Below are 25913 nucleotides of genomic sequence, written 5' to 3'. Positions count from 1 at the left end.
TGGGCTGTCGCTACTTTCGCGATTGTTATCGGTAATTAAACACCGACGTACAGTAATTATAATTCATCCTCTGAAATATGCGCGGTGCGCCATGATCGTGGGATTGACAGGCATTAAGACATCCCGCAGAACCAGTAAGGGACACCATCTTTTGGCTAGGTGTGCCTGCCTGGCACTTAGGCTTGTGGCCAGGGGTGGGGATACAAGGTTGGGATGCGTGTGGCAGACCGGAGGTGGGGCTGAACTGGGTCCCGTGGTTCATCCGCTTTGCCTGTTTCCCCTTTCCGCGTGCCCCCGAAATTCGGCGTGGGATGGGGATGACGATGAAGCGTGTGACTTCCGCCAAGGTTCTGCTGGCCGGCTCTTCCCTGCTGGCGATGGGTGTCGCCCTCTCGCTGCCCCGTGCCGTCCAGGCGCAAACCACCATTTCCAGCGACACCGTCATCTCCGGCTCGACCTCCGCCAGCTTCGTGGTGACAGGCGGCGCCAACATCACCGTCACCAATACCGGCACGGTGCACACCGCGACCGCCAGCGTCGTGGCACTCTCCGTGTCGAGCGTGGGCAGTGTCGGCACCCTTTCCAATAGCGGCACCCTCTGGGCCCAAAGCACGGCCTACGCCATCCAGAACCTCGGCACCATCGGCACGCTGAGCAATAATGGCCTGATCCGGGGAGGCAACGACCCCGCGGTTCAGAACGAGAACATCATCGGCCTGGTGACGATCACCAGCATCGGCGCGATCATCGGGCGGACCGGCCTTTATAACGCCGCTGGCGCCAGCATAGGCGCGATCATCAACGACGGCACCCTCACCAACGATGGCTCCAGCGGGCCGGCCATCAGCAACGCCGGCGTCATCGACACCATCGTCAATAATGGCGGCGGCCAGATTCTGAACCAAACCGCCGCCGCCATCCGGAATCTCGGCACCATCGGCAGTCTGAACAACGCCGGCACCATCAGCGCCTACTACACCGCCATCAACAACGTCGGCGGCGCCATCAACCTCCTGACCAACAGCGGTTCCATCGCCGCCAGCAGCGCCGCCATCAATGGCGGCAGTGTCGGCACCCTGATCAACACCGGCCTGATCAACGCCGGGTCGGCGATTGCGGCCAGCATTGGAACCGTGATCAACAGCGGCACCATTGCCGGCGACATCACGAACAACTCCAATGTCGCGCTCACCATCATCGGGGGCAGCGGTGCCACGGTGGGCACGCTGAAGGGCGCGATGGGGGGATGGTCCAGCAACCCGATTGTGACCCTCGACAGTATCGGCACGATCCACAATACCAACAGCGACCTTGTATTCAGCGGCGGCAACCTGGTTCTTGGCGACAGTGTCGATGCCACCGGGCACACGGTGCTGAACACCGGCGCGGCGCTGACATTGACCCAAGCGGTCACGGTGACGGGCGCCTACGGCCAATCGGCCGGCACCTTGGCCTTGACGGGCGGTCAACTGGTGGTGACCGACGGCGCCACCATCGCCGGCACGGTGGCGGCCACCCTGTCCGCCACCGGTAACTATTTGGCGGGCAGCGGCGTTACCTTGGTGTCCTCCCCCAGTGCGTCCGACTACAGCGCAGTCGTCGCCCGAATCACCACCGTCAGCAATGTTGCCGGCGCCGGCTTCAGCGTCGGCGGCGGTAGTCTGCTGCTGACGGTGACCAACGACTATGTCGGCGGCAGCCTGGGGACGATCGATAACACCGGTACCATCAGCGGTGTCGCGACTGGCGTGTACATCGCCCCAACCGGCACGGTCGGCACCCTGACCAACAGCGGAACGATCAGCGGCAGCGTGCGTGGTTTCGCCATGGACGACACTCTGATCGGGTCCCAAGTCGGCGGGTCCGTGGGCACGCTCAGCAACGCCGGTACGCTTTCTGGCGGCTCCATGGGCGTTTATATGGCGGACGGCAGCCGCATTGACCGCATCGTCAACAGCGGCGTGATCCTTGGCACGACGTCGGCCGGCATGGGCCTGTTCGGTTCCGTCGGCACCCTGGTCAACAGCGTCACCGGCACCATCGTCAGCACCAATAGCACCGCGCTGGGTGTCGGTGGGCAGGGGCTCGGCCAGCTGACCAACAACGGGCTGATCAGCGGGGCTGTGGGCGGCATCGCCGTTCTGACTTCCTTGAGTCAGGTCATCAATGCGGGCACGGTGACCGGCGCCACCGCCCTGTTCGTCGCGTCCAGCGCCACGCTGGGCCCGGTCGCCAACAGCGGCCTGATCGCCGGCAAGATTCTGAATGCGTCGACCAACGCCCTGACGATCAGCGGCGGCACCGGCGCCACCATCGGCACGCTGACGGGCCAGACCGTGACCAGCACGGGCAGCATCGTCAACACGCTGTCCAACCTGTCGTTCACCAGCGGCAATCTGCTGCTGAACGACGACATCAATGTCACCGGCCACACGGTGGTGAACAGCGGCGCGTCGCTGACGTTGACCAATCCGGTCACGGTGACGGGCGCCTTTGATCAAACGGCCGGCACGCTGAACCTGACTCCGGGGACCAGCGGGCTGATCGTCAGCGGCACGGTCAGCCTGACCGGCGGCAGCGTGGTCGCCAGCGTGTCCAGCACCAGCACTTACCTGGCGGGCGCCTCCACCCTGATCAGCGCCGGCTCGGCCCTCCAGGGCGGTGCGGCGTTGGTGACGGGCACCATCACCGGTCTCGACAGCGGCCTTAGCATCAGCGGCAACAACCTGCTGTTCGTCGCCAACAACGACTATGTGGGCGGCGCGCTGGCGACGCTCAGCACCGGCGGCAGCATCGGCGGCGTCAGTCAAGCCCTCTATGTGGCCTCGACCGGCACGGTCGGCACGCTCAGCAACAGCGGGACGCTGACGGGATCGAACACGGGGCTAAGCAACAACGGCAGCGTCGGCACGCTGATCAACAGCGGACTGATCTCCAGCGCGGTCAAGGCGCTGGGCAACCAGTCCACCATCGGGCTGCTGATCAACAGCGCTGGTGGCACCATCCTGGGTGGCACGGCCGCCGGCGCGCAGAACGACAGCTATCTGGGCACGCTGTCCAACGCCGGCCTGATCAGCTCCGGCTCCGCCGGCGTCGTTGACTTCGGCACCCTGGGGCTGCTGACGAACAGCGGCAGCATCAATGGCGGCCCGCAGGGCGTCTACATCGACGGCAACGCCACGATGGGCACGCTGAACAACAGCGGCACCATCACCGCCGGGCAGAGCGCCGTCCAGGTGTCCGGCACTTTGGATACGCTGGTGAACAGCGGCGTCATCGCCAACGCCACCAGCGCCGTGAACGTCGCGGGTACGCTAGGCACGCTGGTCAACCTGGCGGGCGGCACCATCAGCAGCAGCAACGCGCTGTACCTTACCGGGACGCTGGTCAACGGCTTCAGCAACAGCGGCGTGGTCCGGGGCACCATTAATAATCAGACCGCCGCCACCCTGACCATCAGCGGCGGTGCCACCGGCACCATCGGCACGCTGACCGGCCAGTCGGGCCAGGGCACCATCGTCAGCACGCTGGGCAACGTGGCCTTCACGTCCGGCAACTTGCTGGTGAACGACCGCATCTTCGCGCCCAACCACACCGTCAGCAACCTTGGCGCCAGCCTGTCGCTGAGCACCATCGTCCGCATCACTGGCCACTATGCCCAGAGCGCCGGCACGCTGAACCTGATTCCGGGGACCAGCGGGCTGATCGTCAGCGGCACGGCCAGCCTGACCGGCGGCAGCGTGGTCGCCAGCGTGTCCAGCACCAGCACCTACCTGGCGGGCACCTCCACCCTGATCAGCGCCGGCTCGGCCCTCCAGGGCGGTGCGGCGTTGGTGACGGGCACCATCACCGGTCTCGACAGCGGCCTTAGCATCAGCGGCAACAACCTGCTGTTCGTCGCCAACAACGACTATGTGGGCGGCGCGCTGGCGACGCTCAGCACCGGCGGCAGCATCGGCGGCGTCAGTCAAGCCCTCTATGTGGCCTCGACCGGCACGGTCGGCACGCTCAGCAACAGCGGGACGCTGACGGGATCGAACACGGGGCTAAGCAACAACGGCAGCGTCGGCACGCTGATCAACAGCGGACTGATCTCCAGCGCGGTCAAGGCGCTGGGCAACCAGTCCACCATCGGGCTGCTGATCAACAGCGCTGGTGGCACCATCCTGGGTGGCACGGCCGCCGGCGCGCAGAACGACAGCTATCTGGGCACGCTGTCCAACGCCGGCCTGATCAGCTCCGGCTCCGCCGGCGTCGTTGACTTCGGCACCCTGGGGCTGCTGACGAACAGCGGCAGCATCCACGGTGGCCCGCAGGGCGTCTACATCGACGGCAACGCCACGATGGGCACGCTGAACAACAGCGGCACCATCACCGCCGGGCAGAGCGCCGTCCAGGTGTCCGGCACTTTGGATACGCTGGTGAACAGCGGCGTCATCGCCAACGCCACCAGCGCCGTGAACGTCGCGGGTACGCTAGGCACGCTGGTCAACCTGGCGGGCGGCACCATCAGCAGCAGCAACGCGCTGTACCTTACCGGGACGCTGGTCAACGGCTTCAGCAACAGCGGCGTGGTCCGGGGCACCATTAATAATCAGACCGCCGCCACCCTGACCATCAGCGGCGGTGCCACCGGCACCATCGGCACGCTGACCGGCCAGTCGGGCCAGGGCACCATCGTCAGCACGCTGGGCAACGTGGCCTTCACGTCCGGCAACTTGCTGGTGAACGACCGCATCTTCGCGCCCAACCACACCGTCAGCAACCTTGGCGCCAGCCTGTCGCTGAGCACCATCGTCCGCATCACTGGCCACTATGCCCAGAGCGCCGGCACGCTGAACCTGATTCCGGGGACCAGTGGGCTGATCGTCAGCGGCACGGCCAGCCTGACCGGCGGCAGCGTGGTCGCCAGCGTGTCCAGCACCAGCACCTACCTGGCGGGCGCCTCCACCCTGATCAGCGCCGGCTCGGCCCTCCAGGGCGGAGCGGCGCTGGTGACGGGCACCGTCACCGGTCTCGACAGCGGCCTCAGCATCAGCGGCAACAACCTGCTGTTCGTCGCCAACAACGACTATGTGGGCGGCACGCTGGCGACGCTCAGCACCGGCGGCAGCATCGGCGGCGTCAGTCAAGCCCTCTATGTGGCCTCGACCGGCACGGTCGGCACGCTCAGCAACAGTGGGACGCTGACGGGATCGAACACGGGGTTAAGCAACAACGGCAGCGTCGGCACGCTGATCAACAGCGGACTGATCTCCAGCGCGGTCAAGGCGCTGGGCAACCAGTCCACCATCGGGCTGCTGATCAACAGCGCTGGTGGCACCATCCTGGGTGGCACGGCCGCCGGCGCGCAGAACGACAGCTATCTGGGCACGCTGTCCAACGCCGGCCTGATCAGCTCCGGCTCCGCCGGCGTCGTTGACTTCGGCACCCTGGGGCTGCTGACGAACAGCGGCAGCATCAATGGCGGCCCGCAGGGCGTCTACATCGACGGCAACGCCACGATGGGCACGCTGAACAACAGCGGCACCATCACCGCCGGGCAGAGCGCCGTCCAGGTGTCCGGCACCTTGGATACGCTGGTGAACAGCGGCGTCATCGCCAACGCCACCAGCGCCGTGAACGTCGCGGGCACGCTGGGCACGCTGGTCAACCTGGCGGGCGGCACCATCAGCGGCGGCAACGCGCTGTACCTGACCGGGACGCTGGTCAACGGCTTCAGCAACAGCGGCGTGGTCCGGGGCACCATTAATAATCAGACCGCCGCCACCCTGACCATCAGCGGCGGTGCCGCCGGCACCATCGGCACGCTGACCGGCCAGTCGGGCCAGGGCACCATCGTCAGCACGCTGGGCAATGTGGCCTTCACCGCCGGCAATATGCTGCTGAACGACCGCATCCTGGCCACGGGCCATACCGTCATCAACAGCGGCGCCGGCCTGACGCTGGCCAGCATCGTCAGCATCACCGGCGCCTACACCCAGGGTGCCGGCGGCACGCTTAGCGTGGGCACGAGCACCGAGTTGGTGGTCAGTGGGGCCGCCAGCATCGCCGGCACGCTCCTGGCCGGGCTGTCCACGGCCGGCAACTACACCGCAGGCAACCGTACCCTGGTGGCCGGCGGCAGCGGCTCCGACTACGCCGCCGCTGTCCTGGGCGACGCAGTGGGCGGGCTGGCCGCTGCCGTGGCGGGCGACGGTGCCAACAACCTGCTGCTGACCATCACCAACGACTATGTCGGCGGCAGCCTGGGCAGCCTCACCAACGCCGGCGCCCTCACCAGCCAGAACGCCCTGTACGTGGCCGGTACGGGCAGCCTGGGGGCCTTCACCAACAGCGGCACCCTGACCGGCGTGACCAATGGCATCGTCGTGGAGGGCACGGTCGGCACGCTGACCAACGCGGGCACCATCGGTGCCATCAACTATGCCGTCCAGGTCGACGGCAGCATCGCTTCCTTGGCCAACGGAGGAACCATCGCCGTGGTGAACGCCACGGGGATCGCCATCGGCAACTACGGCACCATCGGTAGGCTGACCAATGACGGCACCCTTGGCGGCCCGGGGATCGGCTTGGAGAATGGCGGAACCCTCGGCACCTTCGTCAACAACGGCCTGATCAGCGTGGGCGTCGGCGCTCATGTCGCCGGCGGCACCATCGGCCAGTTCATCAACGCCGGCACCATCAGTGGCCTGAGCGGCGGGATCAACAACACCGGCCGCATCGGTACCATCACCAACAGCGGACTCCTCACCGTCACCGGCAGTACCGCCGTCGCCCTCAATAACAGTGGCACCATAGCCACGCTGATCAACAGCGGAACGATCAAGGCCGGCCTGGCCGTCCAGATCAACGGCGGCGGCACCCTGGGCAGCCTGGTGAACAGCGGCCTGATCGCGGGTGACATCACCAATGACACCCGCACCCTGACCATCGTCGGCGGAAGCAGCGGCACGGTCGGCACTCTGACGGGCTACGCCGCATCCAGCCAGGGCACGCTGACCAGTGCCGCGGACGTGGTGATCGCGGGGGGTGCCCTGGTGCTGAACGACAGCATCATGGCCGGCGGCCACACCGTCTTCAACACCGGTGCCACGCTGGCGCTAACCAGCATCGTCAGCATCACCGGCGCTTACACCCAGGGCGCTGGCGGCACGCTGTCGCTGACCCCTGGCGCCAGCGAGTTGGTGGTCAGCGGCGCCGCCACCGTCGCCGGCACGGTCCTGGCCGCCCTGTCCTCGACCGGCAACTACACCATTGGCGCCAGCACCCTGGTGACCGGCGGTGCCGGGTCCGACTACGCGTCCGCCACCCTGGGCGGCACAGTCACCGGCTTGGCCGCCGCCATGGCGGGCGATGGCGCCAACAACCTGCTGCTGACCATTACCAACGATTACATCGGCGGTACCCTGGCCAGCCTGGGCAACGCCGGCACCATCAGCGGCGCCAAGTATGCGGCCTATGTCGGCGGCACGCTGGACTCGTTGAACAACAGTGGCGTCCTGTTCGGTGGGGTCCTGGGCGGGGGTGTCTATGTCACCGGCACGCTGGGCACGCTGGTCAACGACAGCGTCGGCACCATCAGCGGCTCCTCCAACGGCGTCCACATCGAGGCCACGGGCACCGTCGGCACGCTCAGCAACAGCGGCAGCGTGTCGGCCGGTTTCGGCGGCGGCGTGGCCAACCTTGGCACCATCGGGCTGTTGGCCAATACCGGCACGGGAACGATCACCGGCGGCAGCGCCGTGCAGAACAATGCCGGTGGCACCATAGGCACGCTGAGCAACAGCGGTGTCATCGGCAGCAGCTACTTCGCCGTGCGCAATAGCGGCAGCATGGGGCGGCTGGACAACAGCGGCACCATCGTGGGCCGGAACGTCGCCTTCCTCAACGATCCGGGCGCCGTCATCGACACGCTGGTCAACAGCGGCGTCATGCGCGGCACCTCGGGCAGCGGCAGCTCGGCCCTGTACAGCGCCGGCACGGTCGGCACGCTGATCAACAGCGGCCTGATCCAGGCGTCCAAGGCGGTGGCGCTCTATGGCCCGCTGGGGGGCCTGCGCAACAGTGGCACCATCGCCGGCGCCATCATCAACAACGGCGGCGGCGCCTTGACCATTAGCGGCGGGACGGGGGGCACCGTCGGCACGCTGACGGGCGCCTCGCTGACCAACCAGGGCACCCTCACCAGCGCGTCCGACGTGATGTTCGCTGGGGGCGCCCTGGTGCTGAACGACAGCATCAGCGCCGGCGGCTTCACCGTCACCAACAGTGGTGCCAGCCTGACGCTGACCACCATCGTCAGCATCACCGGCGCCTATACCCAGGGTGCGGCGGGTACCCTGTCGCTGACCCCCGGCACCAGCGGGCTGGTGGTCAGCGGGGCCGCCAGCATCGCCGGCACCATCGCGGCCGGCCTGTCCTCGACCGGCAACTACACCGTAGGGGCCAGCACCTTGGTCGCCGGTGGCACGGGCTCCGATTACACCGCCGCCATCCAGGCCGGCGCCGTCACCGGCCTATCGATTGGCCTGTCCGCCGACGGCGCCAACAACCTGTTGCTGACCATCGGCAACGACTATGTGGGCGGCACGCTGGCGACGCTCAGCAACGGCGGCAGCATCGGCGGCGTCAGTCAAGCCCTCCATGTGGCCTCGACCGGCACGGTCGGCACGCTCAGCAACAGCGGCACGCTGACGGGGTCGAACACGGGGTTAAGCAACAACGGCAGCATTGGCACGCTGATCAACAGCGGGCTGATCTCCAGCGCGGTCAAGGCGCTGGGCAACCAGTCCACCATCGGGCTGCTGATCAATAGCGCTGGCGGCACCATCCTGGGTGGCACGGCCGCCGGCGCGCAGAACGACAGCTATCTGGGCACGCTGTCCAACGCCGGCCTGATCAGCTCTGGCTCCGCCGGCGTCGTTGACTTCGGCACCCTGGGGCTGCTGACGAACAGCGGCAGCATCAACGGTGGCCCGCAGGGCGTCTACATCGACGGCAACGCCACGATGGGCACGCTGAACAACAGCGGCACCATCACCGCCGGGCAGAGCGCCGTCCAGGTGTCCGGCACCTTGGATACGCTGGTGAACAGCGGCGTCATCGCCAACGCCACCAGCGCCGTGAACGTCGCGGGCACGCTGGGCACGCTGGTCAACCTGGCGGGCGGCACCATCAGCGGCGGCAACGCGCTGTACCTTACCGGGACGCTGGTCAACGGCTTCAGCAACAGCGGCGTGGTCCGGGGCACCATCGACAATGAGACCGCCGCCACCCTGACCATCACCGGCGGTGCCGCCGGCACTATCGGCACGCTGACCGGCCAGTCGGGCCAGGGCACCATCGTCAGCACGCTGGGCAATGTGGCCTTCACCGCCGGCAATATGCTGCTGAACGACCGCATCCTGGCCACGGGCCATACCGTCATCAACAGCGGCGCCGGCCTGACGCTGTCCACCATCGTCAGCATCACCGGCGCCTACACCCAGACGGCCGGCACGCTGGCGGTGACACCGGGCACCAGCGGCCTGGTCGCCAGCGACGTCGTGACCCTCAGCGGTGGCACCGTCCTGACCAGCCTGTCGGGTACCGGCAACCACCTGTCCGGCACCTACACGCTGGTTGCCGGGGCCGCCGGTTCATCCTTCGCCGGCGTCACGCTGGTTGGCGGCACCATCACCGGGCTCAGCACCGCCGGTGGCACGGTTGGCGGCACGATCCTGACGTTGGGCGTCCAGAACGACTATGTCGGTACGGTGCTGGCCAGCATCGTCAACACCGGCACCATCACCCAGGGGGCGGGCGCGGTCTATGTTGCGGCCACGGGCAGCCTGGGCTCGCTCAGCAACAGCGGCACGCTGTTCAGCGCCATCGGCGTCGACGTCCTGGGCACCATCGGCACGCTGGTGAACAGCGGCGCCGGTACGGTGAAGGGCACCAGCGCCAGCGGCGGCGGCCTGTTTGTGGCGGCGGGCGGCTCCATCGGCACGCTGGTGAACAGCGGCCTGGTGGTGGGGACCATCGCCGCCGCGGGCCTGCTGGCCACCCTGGGCGCCCATATCGGGGAAGTGGACAACAGTCTGACGGGCACCATCGGCGCGCTGAGCGGCAACGCGGTGGGCATGAAGCTGCTGGGCGCCACCATCGGCGCGGTCAACAACGCCGGCCTGATCAGCGGCATCGGCAACGCGGCGGGCGTGTTCAACGCCGGCGTAATTACCGCCTTCACCAACAGCGGCACCATCGCCGACAGCGCCACCAACAACGGTGCCGTCTATGTCGCCGTGACCGGCTCGCTCATCGGCACCATCGGAACCCTGACCAACAGCGGCCTGATCACCAACAGCAGCGCCGGCGTCTCCTCCTCCATCGTCGCGTTGAACATCCTGGGCGGCACCGTCGGCACGGTGGTCAACAGCGGCACCATCAGCGGCAAGACGGCGGTGCGCCTGGGCGGTGTCTCTAACGGCACGGTGAGCAGCAACGGCTACCTGGGCACCTTGGTCAACAGCGGCGTCATCGCCGGCACCATCAACGGCCGGGGCCTGAACCTGGCGGGTGGTGCCGGCACCTTTGGCACCTACACCGGCACCGCCGGCAGCATCGGGTACCTGACCAGCGCCTTCGCAGACGTGACCCTGTCCACCGGCGACATGCTGTGGAACGACCATGTCTCCGTCGCCAGCCACACGCTGCTGAACATCGGCGCGGACGTCCTGCTGAACACCATCATCAGCGTCACCGGCAACTACCTTCAGTCCGCCGGCACCCTGCGGCTGGCCAGCGGGGCGCAACTGTCGGTCACCGGGGCGGCGGTGCTGTCCGGCGGGTCGCTGGTCGCCACCCTGTCGGCCTTGACCAACTACATCGCGGGGCAGGTGGGCGCCACCCTGGTGGCGGGTGGCCCCGGGTCCAGCTACAGCGGCGTCTCGGTCACCAGCGGCGGGGTCTCGGGCCTGGCGGTTTCCGGCACCATCAGCGGCACCAACCTCGTGGCGCTCAGCTCCAACGACTATGTCGGCACGCTGCTGCCCACGCTGAACAACACCGGCAGCATCGGCGGCATGCAGACCGCCTTGTTCGTGCGCAGCACGGGCAGCATCGGCACGGTGAGCAACAGCGGCACGCTGGCGGGTGTGGGCGCCGTCACGGGCTACGGCGCCTCCATCGCCGGCACGATCGGGACGCTGACCAACAGCGGTGTCGTCAGCGGCGACGGCACCAACGGCGGCTATGGTCTGCTGAACCGCGGCACCATAGCCACGCTGATCAACACGGTGGGCGGCACCTTCGCCGCCCTGGCCGGCACGGTGGGCTACGGCCTGATCAACCAAAGCATCCTGAACACCGTCGTCAACTATGGCCTGATGACCGGCCACGACGGCGGCCTGCAGAACACGGGCACCATCCAACTGCTGGACAATACGGCCGGCGGCACCATCCGGTCCAACAGCGCCAGCGCGCAGCAGGGCCTGCGCAACGACGGCACCATCGTCACGCTGCTGAACGATGGCCTGATCGGCAACAACTACGGCCTGTTCCAGGCGGCGGGCACGATCCAGACGCTGGTGAACAACGGCACCATCGTGGCCAACGCCAGCGGCGTTTACATGAGCGCCGCCATCGGGACCATCAGCAACAGCGGCACCATCGCCGCGTCGCACAAGGCCATCGTGGCCAACGCCGCCCTGACGGCGCTGCTGAACAGCGGCACCCTCAGTGGCACGCAGGCGCTGGCCATCGGCGTGAACGGCCGCGTGGGCACGATCAGCAACAGCGGCGTGATCCAGGGCAACATCGTCAATACCGGCACCGTCGGCCTGACCATCGGCGGCGGCACCGGCGGCACCATCGGCACCCTGACGGGCTCATCCGGCCAGGGCACGATCACCAACACCGCCGGCAACCTGGTGTTCAGCGGCGGCGCGCTGGCGCTGAACGACGCCCTCAACGTCGGTACCCACACCGTCATCAACAGCGCCAGCCTGACGCTGGACAGTGTTATCAGCATCGCCGGCCACAACAGCCTGGTCGGGTCGGCGGTGACGCTGTTCGGCGGCAACTTCGTCCAGAACGGCGGGACGCTGAACATCAGGGCGGGCGCGGGCCAGCTGTTCGCCCCCGGCTCGGTCAGCATCACCAGCGGCCGGGTCAACGTCATCCTGAACGACCAGGCCAACTACCTGGCCGGGGACAAGTTCACGCTGGTGCAGAGCGAAAGCTCCAGCGTCAGCTTCACCGCCCCGGTCAACTGGGTGGGCGCCCACGACACCATGGCCCAGGGGGCGGCCTTCGCCACCACCCTGCTGGGCTGGGCCAGCACGCTGTCCGGTTCCGGCGAGTATTTCGCCTACGTGGCGTACAATGCCAACGACTACATCGGCGGGTCGATCGCCAGTGTTTCCAACACGGGCAGCATCGGCTTCAACACCGCCGTCTATGTCGCCTCAACCGGCACACTGGGGACGCTGACCAACAGCGGCACGCTGGGGGCCACCGTCGGCATCCTGAACCACGGGACCATCGGATCCATCCAGAACGATGGCCTCATCCACAGCGCCACCACCGCCATCCAGGGCGATGGCAGCTACGGGACCCTGTCCAACAGCGGCACCATTTTCAGCAGCGTCATCGGCCTGTCGCTGGGCGGGCACATGGACGTGTTGGCCAACAGCGGGCTGTTCACCATCGGTCCGGACGGCTTCCAGGCGGTCTACGTCGGCGGCACGCTGGGGACCTTGGCCAACAGCGGCCGGCTGGCGGTCGGCACGGCCAGCCAGCAGGCGGTGTACATCAGCGCCACGGGCAGCCTGGGGACGCTGGTCAACAGCGGCACCATCGCTGGCGACATCACCAACGACAGCGCCCATGCCCTCATCCTCCAGGGTGGCAGCGGCACCACCGTTGGTACCCTGGCCGGTGCTACCGGCATGGGCACCCTCACCAGCACCCTGGCCAACGTGACCCTGGCCTCGGGCAACCTGGCGCTGAATGACGCCGTCATTGTCACCGGCCACACCCTGGTGAACAGCGGCGCGTCGGTGCGGCTGGACAGCATCGTCACCGTGACGGGCGACTACAGCCAGTCGGCCGGTGGGCTGACCGTGGCAGCGGGCGCCAGCCGCCTGGTGGTGACGGGGGCGGCCAGCCTCTCCGGCGGCTCCGTCGTCGCCGGCCTGTCCAGCATCGCCAACTATCTGGTGGGCACCTTGGTCGGCACCCTGGTGACGGGCAACGCCAGTTCCGACTACGCCGGCGTCCAGGCGGATGGCGGCTTCGTCGCCCTGCGGACCAGCACGGTCAGCGGCGGCGGCGCCATCAGCCTGTTGGCCACGGCGATCAGCGACTATATCGGCGGCATGCTCGCCACGCTGACCAACTCCGGCAGCATCGGCGCGGGCGTTCCGCTCTACGTGGCGGCTACTGGCAGCGTCGGCACCGTTCTCAACAACGGCACGCTGACCGGCGCCACGCCGCTGCAGAACGACGGCGTCATCGCCACCCTGACCAACACCACCCTGGGCACCATCGCGGGCAACTTCCTGGGCCTGGTCAACAACGGCACCATTGGCATCCTCAACAATGCCGGCCTCATCAGCTCCACCAGCCTGCCCGCCGTGAGCAATGCGGGCGGCATTGCGACGCTGAACAACAGCGGCCTGATCCAGGGCCTGAGCGGCGGGATTAGTGACAGCGGCAGCATCGGGACCCTGGACAACAGCGGCAGCATCGCCGGGGGCAGGGCGGTCGCCGTCAACGGCACCCTGGGCCTGCTGAACAACAGCGGCCACCTGGTCGCCGGCGGGTCCACCGCCCTTTACATTGGCAGCGGCGGCACGCTGGCCAGCCTGGTCAACAGCGGCACGGTGCAGGGCAACATCGTCAACGCTGGCACCCGGCCGCTGACCATCAGTGGCGGCACCAACACCGGCCAGGCGGGCCTGCTGACGGGCGCGACCCTGACCAACGCCGGCACCATCACCAGCACCGGGGCCAACCTGGTGTTCGCCGGCGGCTACCTGGCGCTGAACGACCAGATCGACGTCGGCGGCCAGACGGTGGTCAACAGCGGCGCCGGGTTGACCCTGGGGACGCACATCGCCATCACCGGCAATTATACCCAGACAGGGGGCGGCCTGGTCCTGACGCCGGGTACGGGCCTCTTGTCCGTCAGTGGCGTCGCCAGCCTCAGCGGCGGCAATGTGGTCGCCCTGCTTGACGCGGGCGGCAACTACCTGGTTGGCACCATCGCCGGCACCGCGGTACAGGGCGGTGCGGGGTCCGACTACACCGGTGTCACCGTTACCTCCACCGTCGGCAACCTGGTCCTGGCCGGCACCACGACCACCATCGGCGGCACCGTCGACCTGTTGCTGAACCCGCTCAGCGACTATGTCGGCGGCACCCTGGCCACGCTGAGCAACACCAGCACCATCAGCGGCGTCACCATCCCCGTCAATGTCGCCAGCAGCGGCCAGGTCGGCACGCTGACCAACAGCGCCCTGCTGTCGGGCCGGCTCTACGGCATCCTGAACCAGGGCACCATCGGCCAGCTTCAGAACAGCGGCACGGCCACCGGCAGCATCGGCCTCTACAATTTGGGCAGCATCGGCACGGTGCTGAACACCGGCGCCCTGCTGGACGCCCCCGCGCCGCTGGCGGGTGGGCTGAACAACGGCGGCACCATCGCCGTCCTGGTCAACCAGGGCATCATCAGCGGCGCCCCCTACGGCATCTACAACTCCCGTACCATCGGGACCCTGGCCAACAGCGGCACGATCAGCGGCCGTACCGCCCTGTTCAACCGCGTCTCCGGCACCCTGGGCACCATCAGCAATAGTGGGCTGATTGCGGGCAACATCGTCAACCTGGCGACCCAGGATCTGATCTTCACCGGGGGTCTGGGCGGCACGGTCGGCACATTGGCGGGTACCACCCAGGGCACTCTTGGAACCCTCAGCAACACGCTGGGCAACGTGGTGTTCTCGGCCGGCAGTCTGCTGCTGAACGACACCCTCAATGTCTCCGGCCACACGGTGGTGAACAGCGGCGCCGCGCTGACCCTGGCCAGCGTCATCGGCATCACCGGCGCCTACAGCCAGGCGGCCGGCACGCTGGTGGTAGGCAATGGCGCGCAGCTGGCGGTCGGCGGCGTGGCCAGCATCACCGGCGGCACGGTCCTGGCCAGCCTGTCCGGCACCGGCATCTACCTGGCGGGGAACGCCACCACCCTGGTGAGCGGCACCACCGGGTCCAGCTACCTCGGCGCCACCGTCCAGGCCACCGGCGCCACCGGCCTTGCCAGCGCCGGCACTGTTGGCGGCCCCAGCCTGTTGCTGGCCTTCGGCAGCGACTATGTCGGCGCCGGCCTGGCCACCCTGGCCAACACCATCGCCATCAGCGGCGTCACCCAAGCCCTGCACGTGGCGGCGGGCGGCAGCATCGGCACGCTGCTCAACAGCGGCACGCTCAGCGGCACCAATGCCGCGCTCTACATCGCCGGCACCGTCGGCCTGGTGGCCAACACCGGCCTGATCCAGGGCGATATCGTCAACGGCGGCGGCACCCTTACCGTCACCGGTGGCGGCTTCGGCACCCTTGGCACCCTGACCGGCCAGTTTGGGCTGGGCAGCATCACCAACACCGGCGGCGACCTGGTCTTCGCCGGCGGCAACCTGGTGCTGAACGACGCCATCAACGCCACCGGCCATACGGTGGTGAACAGCGGCGCCTCCCTGACGTTGCCCGGCAGCGTCAGCATCACCGGCGCTTATCGCCAGACGGGCGGCACCCTGGCGCTGAACGCCGGCACCAACCCGCTGACGGTCAGTGGTGCGGCCAGCATCGGCGGCGGCACGGTCCTGGGCCTCGTGGACGCCGGCGGCAACTACCTGGTGGGGGCCTCCTACACCCTGGTGCGGGGCGGGGCGGGCTCCAGCTACGTCGGGGCCACGGTCACCGACACCGTGGCCGGCCTGGCCACCGGCGGCCTCACCGCCAGCCAGACCCTGCTGATGACCATCGCCAACGACTATGCCGGCGGCACCCTGGCCACCCTCAGCAATACCGGCACCCTCAGCGTCGGGACTGGCATGGTCGTGGCAGCCACGGGCAGCGTCGGCACCCTGGCCAACGCCGGCACGATCAACGGCACCTGGGGCATCCACAACATGGGCAGCGTGGGCACGCTGCTGAACAGCGCGCTGATCAGCGTGGCCGGTACCGGCATCCTCAACAATGCCGCCGTCGGCCTGTTGGTCAACAGCGGCACGCTGCTGGCCGACGGCACCAACGGCCTTTACAACGGTGGCAGCATCGGCACGCTGGTCAACAGCGGCCGCCTGGTCAGTTCCCAGATCTCGGCCGGATCGGGCACCCCCGCCGCGGTGGGGAACCAGGGCACCATCGGCGTCCTGTCCAACAGCGGCGTGATCAGCGGCCCCGTCGCGCTGGCCAACGGCGGCACCATCGGCCTGCTGGCCAACAGCGGCACCATCGCCGGCGACATCCAGAACACCGGCGGCATCGACCTCACCATCGCCGGCGGCAGCGCCGGGACGGTGGGCACGCTCACCGGCTATACCGGCGTCGGCACCCTGACCAGCAGCGGCGCCAACGTGGTGCTGGCGTCTGGCAGCCTGTTGCTGAACGACCAGGTGGACGTGGGCGGCGGCACGCTGGTCAACAGCGGCGCCTCGGTTCGGCTCGACACCCTGATCAGCGTCACCGGCACCTACAGCCAGAGCGCCGGCACCCTGGCGCTGTCCTCCGGCGCCGGCCAGCTGTCGGTCAGCGGGGGCGCCCTGATGACCGGCGGCACGGTGGCGCTGGCCGGTGTCGTCAGCACCGACAACGTGCTGGCGGGCAGCGGCGGTGGCTTGGCTGTGGCGGGCGGTGCCGGCTCGACCTTCACCGGCCTGACCTATGCCTCGCCCGTCAGCGGCCTGGAACTGACGGGCAGCGTGGGCGGCAACAGCCTGTACCTGCTGACCCTCAACGATTACCTGGGCGGCGTCCAGGGCAGCCTGGTCAACACCGGGACTCTCAGCGCCAACAACGCGGTCTATGTCGCGGCCAGCGGCAGCGTAGGCACCTTGACCAACGCCGGCGCCCTGCTGGGCACCATCGCGGCGGTGAACAACCTGGGCAGCATCGGCACCCTGGTGAACCAGGGGATGCTGTCGGGCGTCACCGCGTTCAGCAACGCCGCCACGGCGACGCTGGGTACCCTGGTCAACAGCGGCACCATCAGCGGCAACATCGTCAACCTCTCGGCCCGCGACCTGGTGCTGATGGGCGGGGCCACCGTCGCCGGCACCCTGAGGGGTGGCAGCATCGGCAATACGGCGTCCAACCTGGTGTTCGCCGGGGGCCAACTGGCGCTGGGCGATGCCATCGACGTCGGCGGCCACACGGTGGTCAACAGCGGCGCCACCCTGCGCCTGGATACGGCGGTCAGCATCACCGGCGCCTACAGCCAGACGGGCGGCACGCTGGCCCTGGGCACGCTGGGTGAACTGGCGGTCAGCGGCGCCGCCAGCATCAGCGGCGGCCTGGTGCAGGTCAGCCTGTCCAGCGCCGGCAACTACCTGGCCAGCAGCCTGACCACGGTGGTGGCCGGCGGCACGGGTTCCAGCTACGCCGGCGCCACCATCACGGCGGCCGGCACCATCGCCGGCCTGGGCCTGGCCACCAGCATCGTGGGCGACAACCTGGTACTGGCCATCGCCAACGACTACATCGGCGGCACGCTGGCGACGCTGACCAACAGCGGCCTGCTGGCGGCCAGCACGGCGGTCTATATCGCCACCAGCGGGTCCCTGGGCACGCTGGTCAACAGCGGCGTCATCCAGGGCAATATCGTCAACGCCTCGGCCAATGCCCTCACCATCGCCGGCGGGACCGGCACCCTGGCAGGGACTCTGGCGGGCGCCGGTGGCGGCATCGGCACCCTGACCAGCACGCTCGCCAACGTGGTCTTCGCCAGCGGCACAACCCGCCTGGACGACCAGGTCAACGTCGGCGGCGGTACCGTGCTGAACGACAGCGGCGCCACCCTGTGGGTGGGCGCCCCCATCACCATCACCGGCAACTACAGCCAGGCGGCGTCCGCCAACAGCGCCCTCAGCATCAGCGCCGGCGGCGGCCTGGTGGTCACGGGGGCAGCCACCATCACCGACGGCAGCGTCCAGGCCGGGGGCTACAGCGTCACGGGCAACTATCTGGCCAGCGGCAGCATCACCACGCTGGTCAGTGGCGGGGCGGGCTCCCGCTACGCCACCACCCTGGTGGGCGCCGGCGTCAGCGGGCTGGAGGTCGGCGGCAGCGTGGCGGGCAACGCCCTGCTGGCGACCATCGGCAACGACTATGTCGGCGGTACCCTCGCCACCCTGGCCAACAGCGGCAGCATCAGCGGCGCCGTCACGGCGGTGTACGTGGCGGCCACGGGCAGCGTCGGCACCCTGGCCAACAGCGGCCTGCTGGCCGGCAGCGCCCACGGCATCCGCAACCTGGGCATCGTCGGCACGCTGGCCAACAGCGGCACGATAGTCGGCTTGCTGGACAGCGGCACCATTGGCCTGCTCAGCAACACAGGCACGCTGTCGGGCGCCACCGCCCTGTCCATTGCCAGCGGCGGCTCGCTGGGTATGATCGCCAACAGCGGCCTGATCAGCGGCAACATCGTCAACGCCAGTGCCAACGCCCTGACTATCACCGGTGGCAGCGGCACTCTGGTGGGGACCTTCACGGGCGGCAGCATCGCCAGCGCTCTGGCCAACGTGGTGCTCGCGTCGGGCAACCTGGCGCTGAACGATCAGGTCACCGTCACCGGCCATACCTTGGTCAACGTTGGGGCCAGCGTGTTGCTGAACACCATCGTCGGTGTCAGCGGCGACTACAGCCAGTCGGCGGGCACGTTGGGCCTGGCCAGCGGTGCGCAGCTGGCGGTCGGCGGGACGGCCAGCCTGACGGGCGGCACGGTGGTCGCCACCCTGTCCTCCACGGCCAACCACCTGGTGGGCCAAGTCGGCCCCACCCTGGTGGCCGGTGGTGCGGGGTCCAGCTACACCGGTGTCAGCGTCACCACCAGCGGAGTCATGGGCCTCAGCATGGCCGGCACCACCAGCGGCACCAACCTGGTGCTGGTGGGCCTGAACGATTACATCGGCGGCACCCTCGCCAGCATCGCCAACAGCGGCACGCTCAGCGCCGCCACCGCCGTCTACATCGCCGGCACCGGCAGCCTGGGGACCCTGGCCAACAGCGGCGTCATCGCTGGCAGCATCACCAACCTGGGCAGCGGTGATTTGACCATCACCGGCGGCGGCAATGGCACGGTGGGCACGCTGACCGGCCTGTCGGGCATGGGCGTCATCACCAGCGGTACCGCCAACGTGGTGTTCGCCTCCGGCGCCCTGGCGTTGAACGACAGCGTGAATGTCGGCAGCCATACGGTGGTGAACAGCGGGGCCAGCCTGATCCTGGCCGGCACCATCGACGTCACCGGCGCCTACAGCCAGACGGGCGGCAGCCTGCTGATCGACCCGGCCACGGCCCAGCTGGCAGTCAGCAATGCCGCCAGCATCACGGGCGGCACGGTGCGGGCCAGCCTGTCGGGCGCCAGCAACTACCTGGCGGGCAGCGCCTACACCCTGGTGCAGGGCGGCGCCGGGTCCGACTACACCGGCGCCACCATCACCGTGACGGGCCTTCAGGGCCTGGGCGGCACCGCCGCCATCGCCACGGTGGGCAGCAGCCTCGACCTGTTGCTGGCGGTCACCACCGACTATGTCGGCGGCACGCTTGGGACGCTGTCCAACACCGGTACCTTGAGCGGCGCCACCCCGGTCTACATTGCCAGCAGCGGCACGCTGGGCACCCTGGTCAACAGCGGCCTGATCCAGGGCAACATCATCAACGCCAGCGCCAACGCCCTGACCATCCAGGGCGGCACGGGCACGGTGGTGGGCACGCTGACCGGCGGCGGCATCATGAGCACGCTGGCCAATGTGGTGCTGGCGTCGGGCAACCTGGCGCTGAACGACCTGGTCACCGTCACCGGCCACACCTTGGTCAACGTTGGGGCCAGTGTGTTGCTGAACACCATCGTCGGTGTCAGCGGCGACTACAGCCAGTCGGCCGGTACGCTGGCGCTGGCCTATGGCGGCGGCCAGCTGTCGGTGACCGGGGCCGCCGTGCTGACGGGCGGCACCATCGCCGTTAGCGGCGCGCCGGGCACCCTCAACCTCCTGGCGGGCAACCTGCTGGGGGGCCAGGGCGGCGGCACCGCGGCCGTGGCCGGCGGGGTGGGGTCCAGCTACACCGGCCTCAGCTACGCCTCCGGCGTCACGGGGCTGGAGCTGACGGGCAGCGTCGGCGGCACCAGCCTCACCTTGGTGGGTCTGAACGACTATGTCGGCGGCACGCTGGGCACGCTGGGGAACAGCGGCACCGTCAGCGCCGGCAACGCCGTCTATGTGGCGGCGACGGGCGGCATCGGTACCCTCTCCAACAGCGGCACGCTGGCGGGCACGCTCAGCGGCGTGCGCAACGGCGGCTCCATCGGCGCCCTGCTGAACCAGGGCCTGATCGCAGGGGCCACCGCGCTCTACAACGCGGCCGGCGCCACCCTGGGCACGGTGACCAACAGCGGCACCCTTAGTGGCAACATTGTCAACCTGTCCTCGGGCGACCTGGTCATCGCGGGCAACGGCACGCTGGCGGGCGGCACCATCGCGAACGCGGCCAGCAACCTGGTGTTCGCCGGGGGTGCTCAGGTGGTTGGCGACGCCATCAATGTAGGCAGCCATACGGTGGTGAACAGCGGCGCCGGCCTGACGCTGGCCAGCACCCTCAGCATCACCGGCAACTACAGCCAGGCCAGCGGCACGCTGGCGCTGGGCACGCTGTCGGCGGTGGTCAGCGGTGTCGCCAGCATCAGCGGCGGCATGATCACCACGGCCCAGCTGGATGCCGGCGGCAACTACGTGGCGGGGGGCGCCGCCGGCACGCTGGTGCAGGGCGGGGCGGGGTCCGGCTATAGCGGGGTCAGCGTCACCTCGGCCATCACCGGCCTGGCCGCCGCCACCCGTGTGGCCACCATCGGGTCCAGCGTGGACCTGCTGATCGCCGTGGCCAACGACTATGTGGGCGGCACGCTGGGCACGCTCAACAACACAGGCACCATCAGCGGTGTGACCACGGCGGCCTACATCGGTACCCTGGGCAGCGTGGGCTCTCTGGTCAACAGCGGCCTGCTGCAGGGCACGCAGTACGGCGTGCGCAACCTGGGTCGCGTGGCCTTGGTCAGCAACAGCGGCACGATCGATGGTCGGGTGGGCCTGTACAACCAGGGCAGCATCGGCATGGTGGTCAACACCGGCGCCCTGATCGACGCGCCATCGGTGGCAGCGGCCGGCCTGAACAATGCCGGGACCATCGGCAGCCTGCTGAACCAGGGTCTGATCAGCGGCACGGCCTACGGCCTGTACAACAGCGCCACCCTGAGCGCGGTCAGCAACAGCGGCACCATCGCCGGCCAGGTGGCGGTGCAAAACAGCGGCACCATCGGCGGGCTGGCCAACAGCGGCCTGATCACCGGCGTGACGGCGATCCACACCAGCGGCACGCTGGGCACCATCGCTAACAGCGGCACCATTGCGGGCAGCATCGTGAACACCAGCGCCAATGCCCTGGTGTTCACCGGCGGCAGCGGCACGGTCACCGGCACGCTGACCGGTACCAGCGGCATCGGCACAATCACCAGCACGCTGGCGAATGTGGAACTGGCCAGCGGCAACCTGGTGCTGAACGACCAGGTGAACGTGGGCAGTGGCACGCTGGTGAACAGCGGCGCCAACGTACTGCTGACCAACGCCATCAGCGTGACGGGTAACTACGCGCAAAGCGCCGGCACGCTGGCCATGGGCATCGGCAGCGGCACGGCGGGTGAACTGCTGGTCAGCAGCAACGCCGCCTTCACCGGCGGCACGGTGGCGGTGACGGCGCTGTCGGGCAGCAACCTGATCGCCGGCCAGAGCTACACCATCGCCGAGGTGGGCGGGTCCTTGACCACCAGCGGCCTCAGCGCCGCGGCCACGGGCTTCAGCGCCACGCTGGGCACGGGCGTCAACGGGGCCGCCACCGATCTGCTGCTGACCCTGCTCAGCGACTATGTCAGTGGCACGCTGGGGACGCTGACCAACACCGGGACCATCAACGCCGCCACGGCGGTGCTGATCACCAGGGCCGGCAGCCTGGGCACCCTGGCCAACAGCGGGGCCATCATCGGCAACGTGGTCAACGCCAGCGCCAATGACCTGGTGATCGTCGGTGGTTCCCCAAATGGCGTTAATGGCGGCACGGTGGGCAGCTTCTCGGGCGGCACCATCCGCAATAGCCTGAGCAACCTGACCTTCGCTAGCGGGGCGGTCAGCTTGGCGGATGCCATCGACGTGACCGGCCACACGGTCAGCAACACCGGGGCCGGCCTGACGTTGGCCGGCGACGTCAGCATCAGCGGCGCCTACAGCCAGGCGGCGGGCACGCTGGGCCTGGGTGGCCATGTGCTGTCCGTCAGCGACGCGGCCAGCATCAGCGGCGGCGTGGTCAATGGCGGCCTGAACGGGGCGGCCAACTACCTGGTGGGTGACGGCGTCACCTTGGTCCAGGGCGGGGCGGGTTCCAACTACAGCGGGGCCACGGTGGTGAGCGGCCTGACCGGCCTGGACGCCACCGGCACCACCAGCGGTAGCAACCTGCTGGCGGTCGCGGGCAACGACTACATCGGTGCCAGCCTGGCTAGTGTGGCGGTCACCGGCACGCTGGCCAACAATGCCGGCGGTGCCACGGCGCTGTACATTGCCAGCACGGGCACCTTGGGCGCCCTGGCCAACAGCGGCACCATCGCGGGCAACATCGTCAACCTGTCGGCGGGTGATCTCCGCATCACCGGTGGCTCCAACGGCGCGGTGGGTGTGTTCACCGGCGGCACCATCCGCAATGCCGGCAGTAATGTGGTGTTCGCCTCGGGCGCCGTCAGCCTGGGCGACGTGATCGTCGCCACCGGTCATACGGTGGCCAACACGGGCGCCAGCATCAGCCTGGCCGGCGACATCAGTGTCACGGGGGCCTACAGCCAGACGGCGGGCACCCTGGGCCTGGGTGGTCATGTGCTGTCCGTCAGCGACGCCGCCAGCGTCACCGGCGGCGTGGTCAACGGCGGCTTGAACGGGGCGGCCAATTACCTGGTGGGTGACGGCGTCGTCCTGATCCAGGGTGGGGCTGGTTCCAACTATACCGGCGCGACGGTGGTCAGCGGCCTGACCGGCCTGTCGGCCAACGGCGGCACTAGCGGCGGCAACCTGCTGGCGGTCGCGGGCAACGACTACATCGGCGCCAGCCTGGCCACGCTGAACGTCACAGGGACCCTGGCCAACACGGCCGGCGGCGCCACGGCGCTGTACATCGCCAGCACCGGCACCCTGGGCAACCTGGCCAACAGCGGCCTGATCAGCGGCAACGTGGTCAACACCAGCACCCACGATCTGACGATCAACGGCGGCGGCAATGGGGCGGTGGGCCGCTTCACCGGCGGCACCATCATCAACACGGGCGCCAACGTGGTGTTCGCGTCCGGTGCGGTCAGCCTGGGCGACGCCATCAACGTGGCGACGCACACGGTCAGCAACGCCGGCGCCAGCATCGCCCTCGCCAATGACGTGGCGGTCACGGGCAACTTCACCCAGAGCAGCGGCACCCTGACCACGGGCGGTCATGTCCTGACCGTCAGCAATGCTGCCACCGTGGCGGGCGGCGTGGTCAATGCCGCCGTCAGCGCGGTGGGCAACTACCTGGCGGGCGACAGCGTCACCCTGATCCAGGGTGGCACCGGCTCCAGCTACAGTGGTGCCACGGTCACCAGCGGCCTCACCGGCCTGTCGGCAAACGCGGTCACCAGCGGCAGCAACCTGCTGGCGGCAGCGGGCAACGACTATATCGGCGCCAGCCTGGCCACGCTGACTGTCACCGGCACCCTGGCCAATACCGCTGGCGGCGCCACGGCGCTGTATATCGCCGGCACCGGTACGCTGGGCACACTGGCCAACAGTGGCACCGTCACGGGCAACGTCGTGAACCTGTCGGCCAACGACCTCGTGATTACGGGCGGCACGGATGCCGCACCGGGCGTGTTCACCGGCGGCACCATCGACAACCGCCTGTCCAACCTGCGCTTCGCCAGCGGCACGGTGCGGTTGGCCGATGCGGTGAACGTCGGCAGCCACAGCGTGGTCAACAACGGGTCCACCCTGCTGGTGAACAGTGCCGTGAACATCACCGGCAGCTACAGCCAGACGGCCGGCAGCCTGGTCATCGGCGCCACGTCGCAGACCAGCTACGGCAACCTGGTGATCAGCGGCGGCGCCAGCCTGACGGGCGGGTCGGTGACGCTGCAGGGGGCCGGCGGCAACGCCCTGCAGGCCGGCACCTACACCATCGCCGCGGCGGGCGGCGGCCTCAACCTCAGTGGTGTCAGCTTCAACGCCACCGGCTACACCGTCAGCGCCGCCACCGTCACGGTGGGCGGTACCACTGACCTGGTGGTGACGGTGGCGGGCACCACCACCAATTACACGGCCGTGGGCGTGGCCCAGGGCGGTGCGGCGGTGGGTTCGGGTGCCGCCCTGGACCAGATCGCCGCGCTGGCCTCCTCGTCCATCACCAGCACCGCGCAGGTGGCGGCGTTCACGCAGCAGGTGCTGGCGCCCCTGGCGAAACTGTCGGTGGAGGCCAAGCAGGTGGCGGTGGCGCAGCTGGCGCCCAGTCAGCTGACGCCGCAGCTGACCGCCACGGCGGTCACGCCGACGACGACAGCCATCAGCCAGCACCAGGAGACGGTGGCCAGCCTGATGGACGGATCGACGAAAGGCGCCGCCGCCGGTTCTGAAGGCCGTGAGGGCGTGATTTGGGGCGAGATCCTGGGCGGCGGCGTGCTGCGCGGCACGACGACGGAGGCGGCGGGCTACCGCGCCAGCAGCAGTGGCGTGGTGCTGGGCGCCGACTGGTTCGCCAGCGACGAGGTCATGGCGGGCCTGGCCTTCAGCTGGATCAACAGCGCGTCGGTGGGCCAGGGCGTCATGGCGGGCAGCACCACGCGGGTGGGCAGCTACCAGTTGACCGCCTACAGCGTCTGGCGGCCCGACTGGGCGGATCAGCGCCTGTCAGTCGAAGGCCAGGTGGGCTGGGGCTACAACCACTACGACCAGCGCCGCGTCATCCAGTTCCTGGGGGCCCGCGCCAATGCCAACTATGGCGGGGAGCAGTATCTGGGCAAGGTGACGGTGGGCTATGACCTGCCGGTGGCGCGGGACTTCACCCTGACGCCGCAGATCAGCGTGCGGGCCGTGCGCCTGACCAACCACGCCTATAACGAGCGGGACGCGGGCATCGCCGACCTGAACATTGACGCGCTGGTGACCAACGCCATAACCCACGAGGTGGGCGTGAAGCTGGACACCCGCATCGATACCGGCATCGGTCGCCTGTTTCCCGACCTGCGGGTGTTCTGGGTGCACGACTATCTGAACGGCCCCATCGCCACCACCGGCGCGCTGGCCGGCGTGACCTTCGCCAGCACTACCGGCCGGCCGCAGGCCGACGGCCTGGGTGTCGCCCTGGGCGCCACCGTGGAGCAGTCGGACGGCTTCAAGCTGCGCCTGGAGTACAACGGCGAACTGCGCCGCGACTACCAAGGCCACTCCGGCGTCCTGCGGGCCAGCTGGGACTTCTAACACCCGGGGCCCGTTCACCTATGTGCTGTACGGAAACTGGTGCGTTCGGGAATCCGGAAAACGCCCGCTTGTTCGGGGAAACAGGCGTTTTGTCCTTCTCGCCATCTTGACGTTGCATCG

1 protein-coding gene is annotated in these 25913 nt (G+C 68.7%); it reads left to right on the top strand.

The annotated features are described in order from the left end of the window. Nucleotides 1-323 precede the first annotated feature (323 nt). Nucleotides 324-25793, top strand: a complete 25470-nt coding sequence (locus tag Y958_RS26625) for a hypothetical protein (RefSeq protein WP_088874883.1) — start codon at nucleotides 324-326, stop codon at nucleotides 25791-25793. Nucleotides 25794-25913 lie beyond the last annotated feature (120 nt).

Origin of the sequence: Nitrospirillum viridazoti CBAmc (assembly GCF_000730165.1) — a bacterium.
In the GTDB taxonomy this organism is placed as follows: Bacteria; Pseudomonadota; Alphaproteobacteria; order Azospirillales; family Azospirillaceae; genus Nitrospirillum; species Nitrospirillum viridazoti.
The sequence above is the reverse complement of the archived record's forward strand: the minus strand, read 5'-3'. Positions and strand labels throughout refer to the sequence as shown.

What these genes read in the sequence shown, in the direction of transcription:
- Y958_RS26625 (WP_088874883.1), top strand. Translation starts at nt 324, where the DNA reads ATGAAGCGTGTGACTTCCGCCAAGGTTCTGCTGGCCGGCTCTTCCCTG.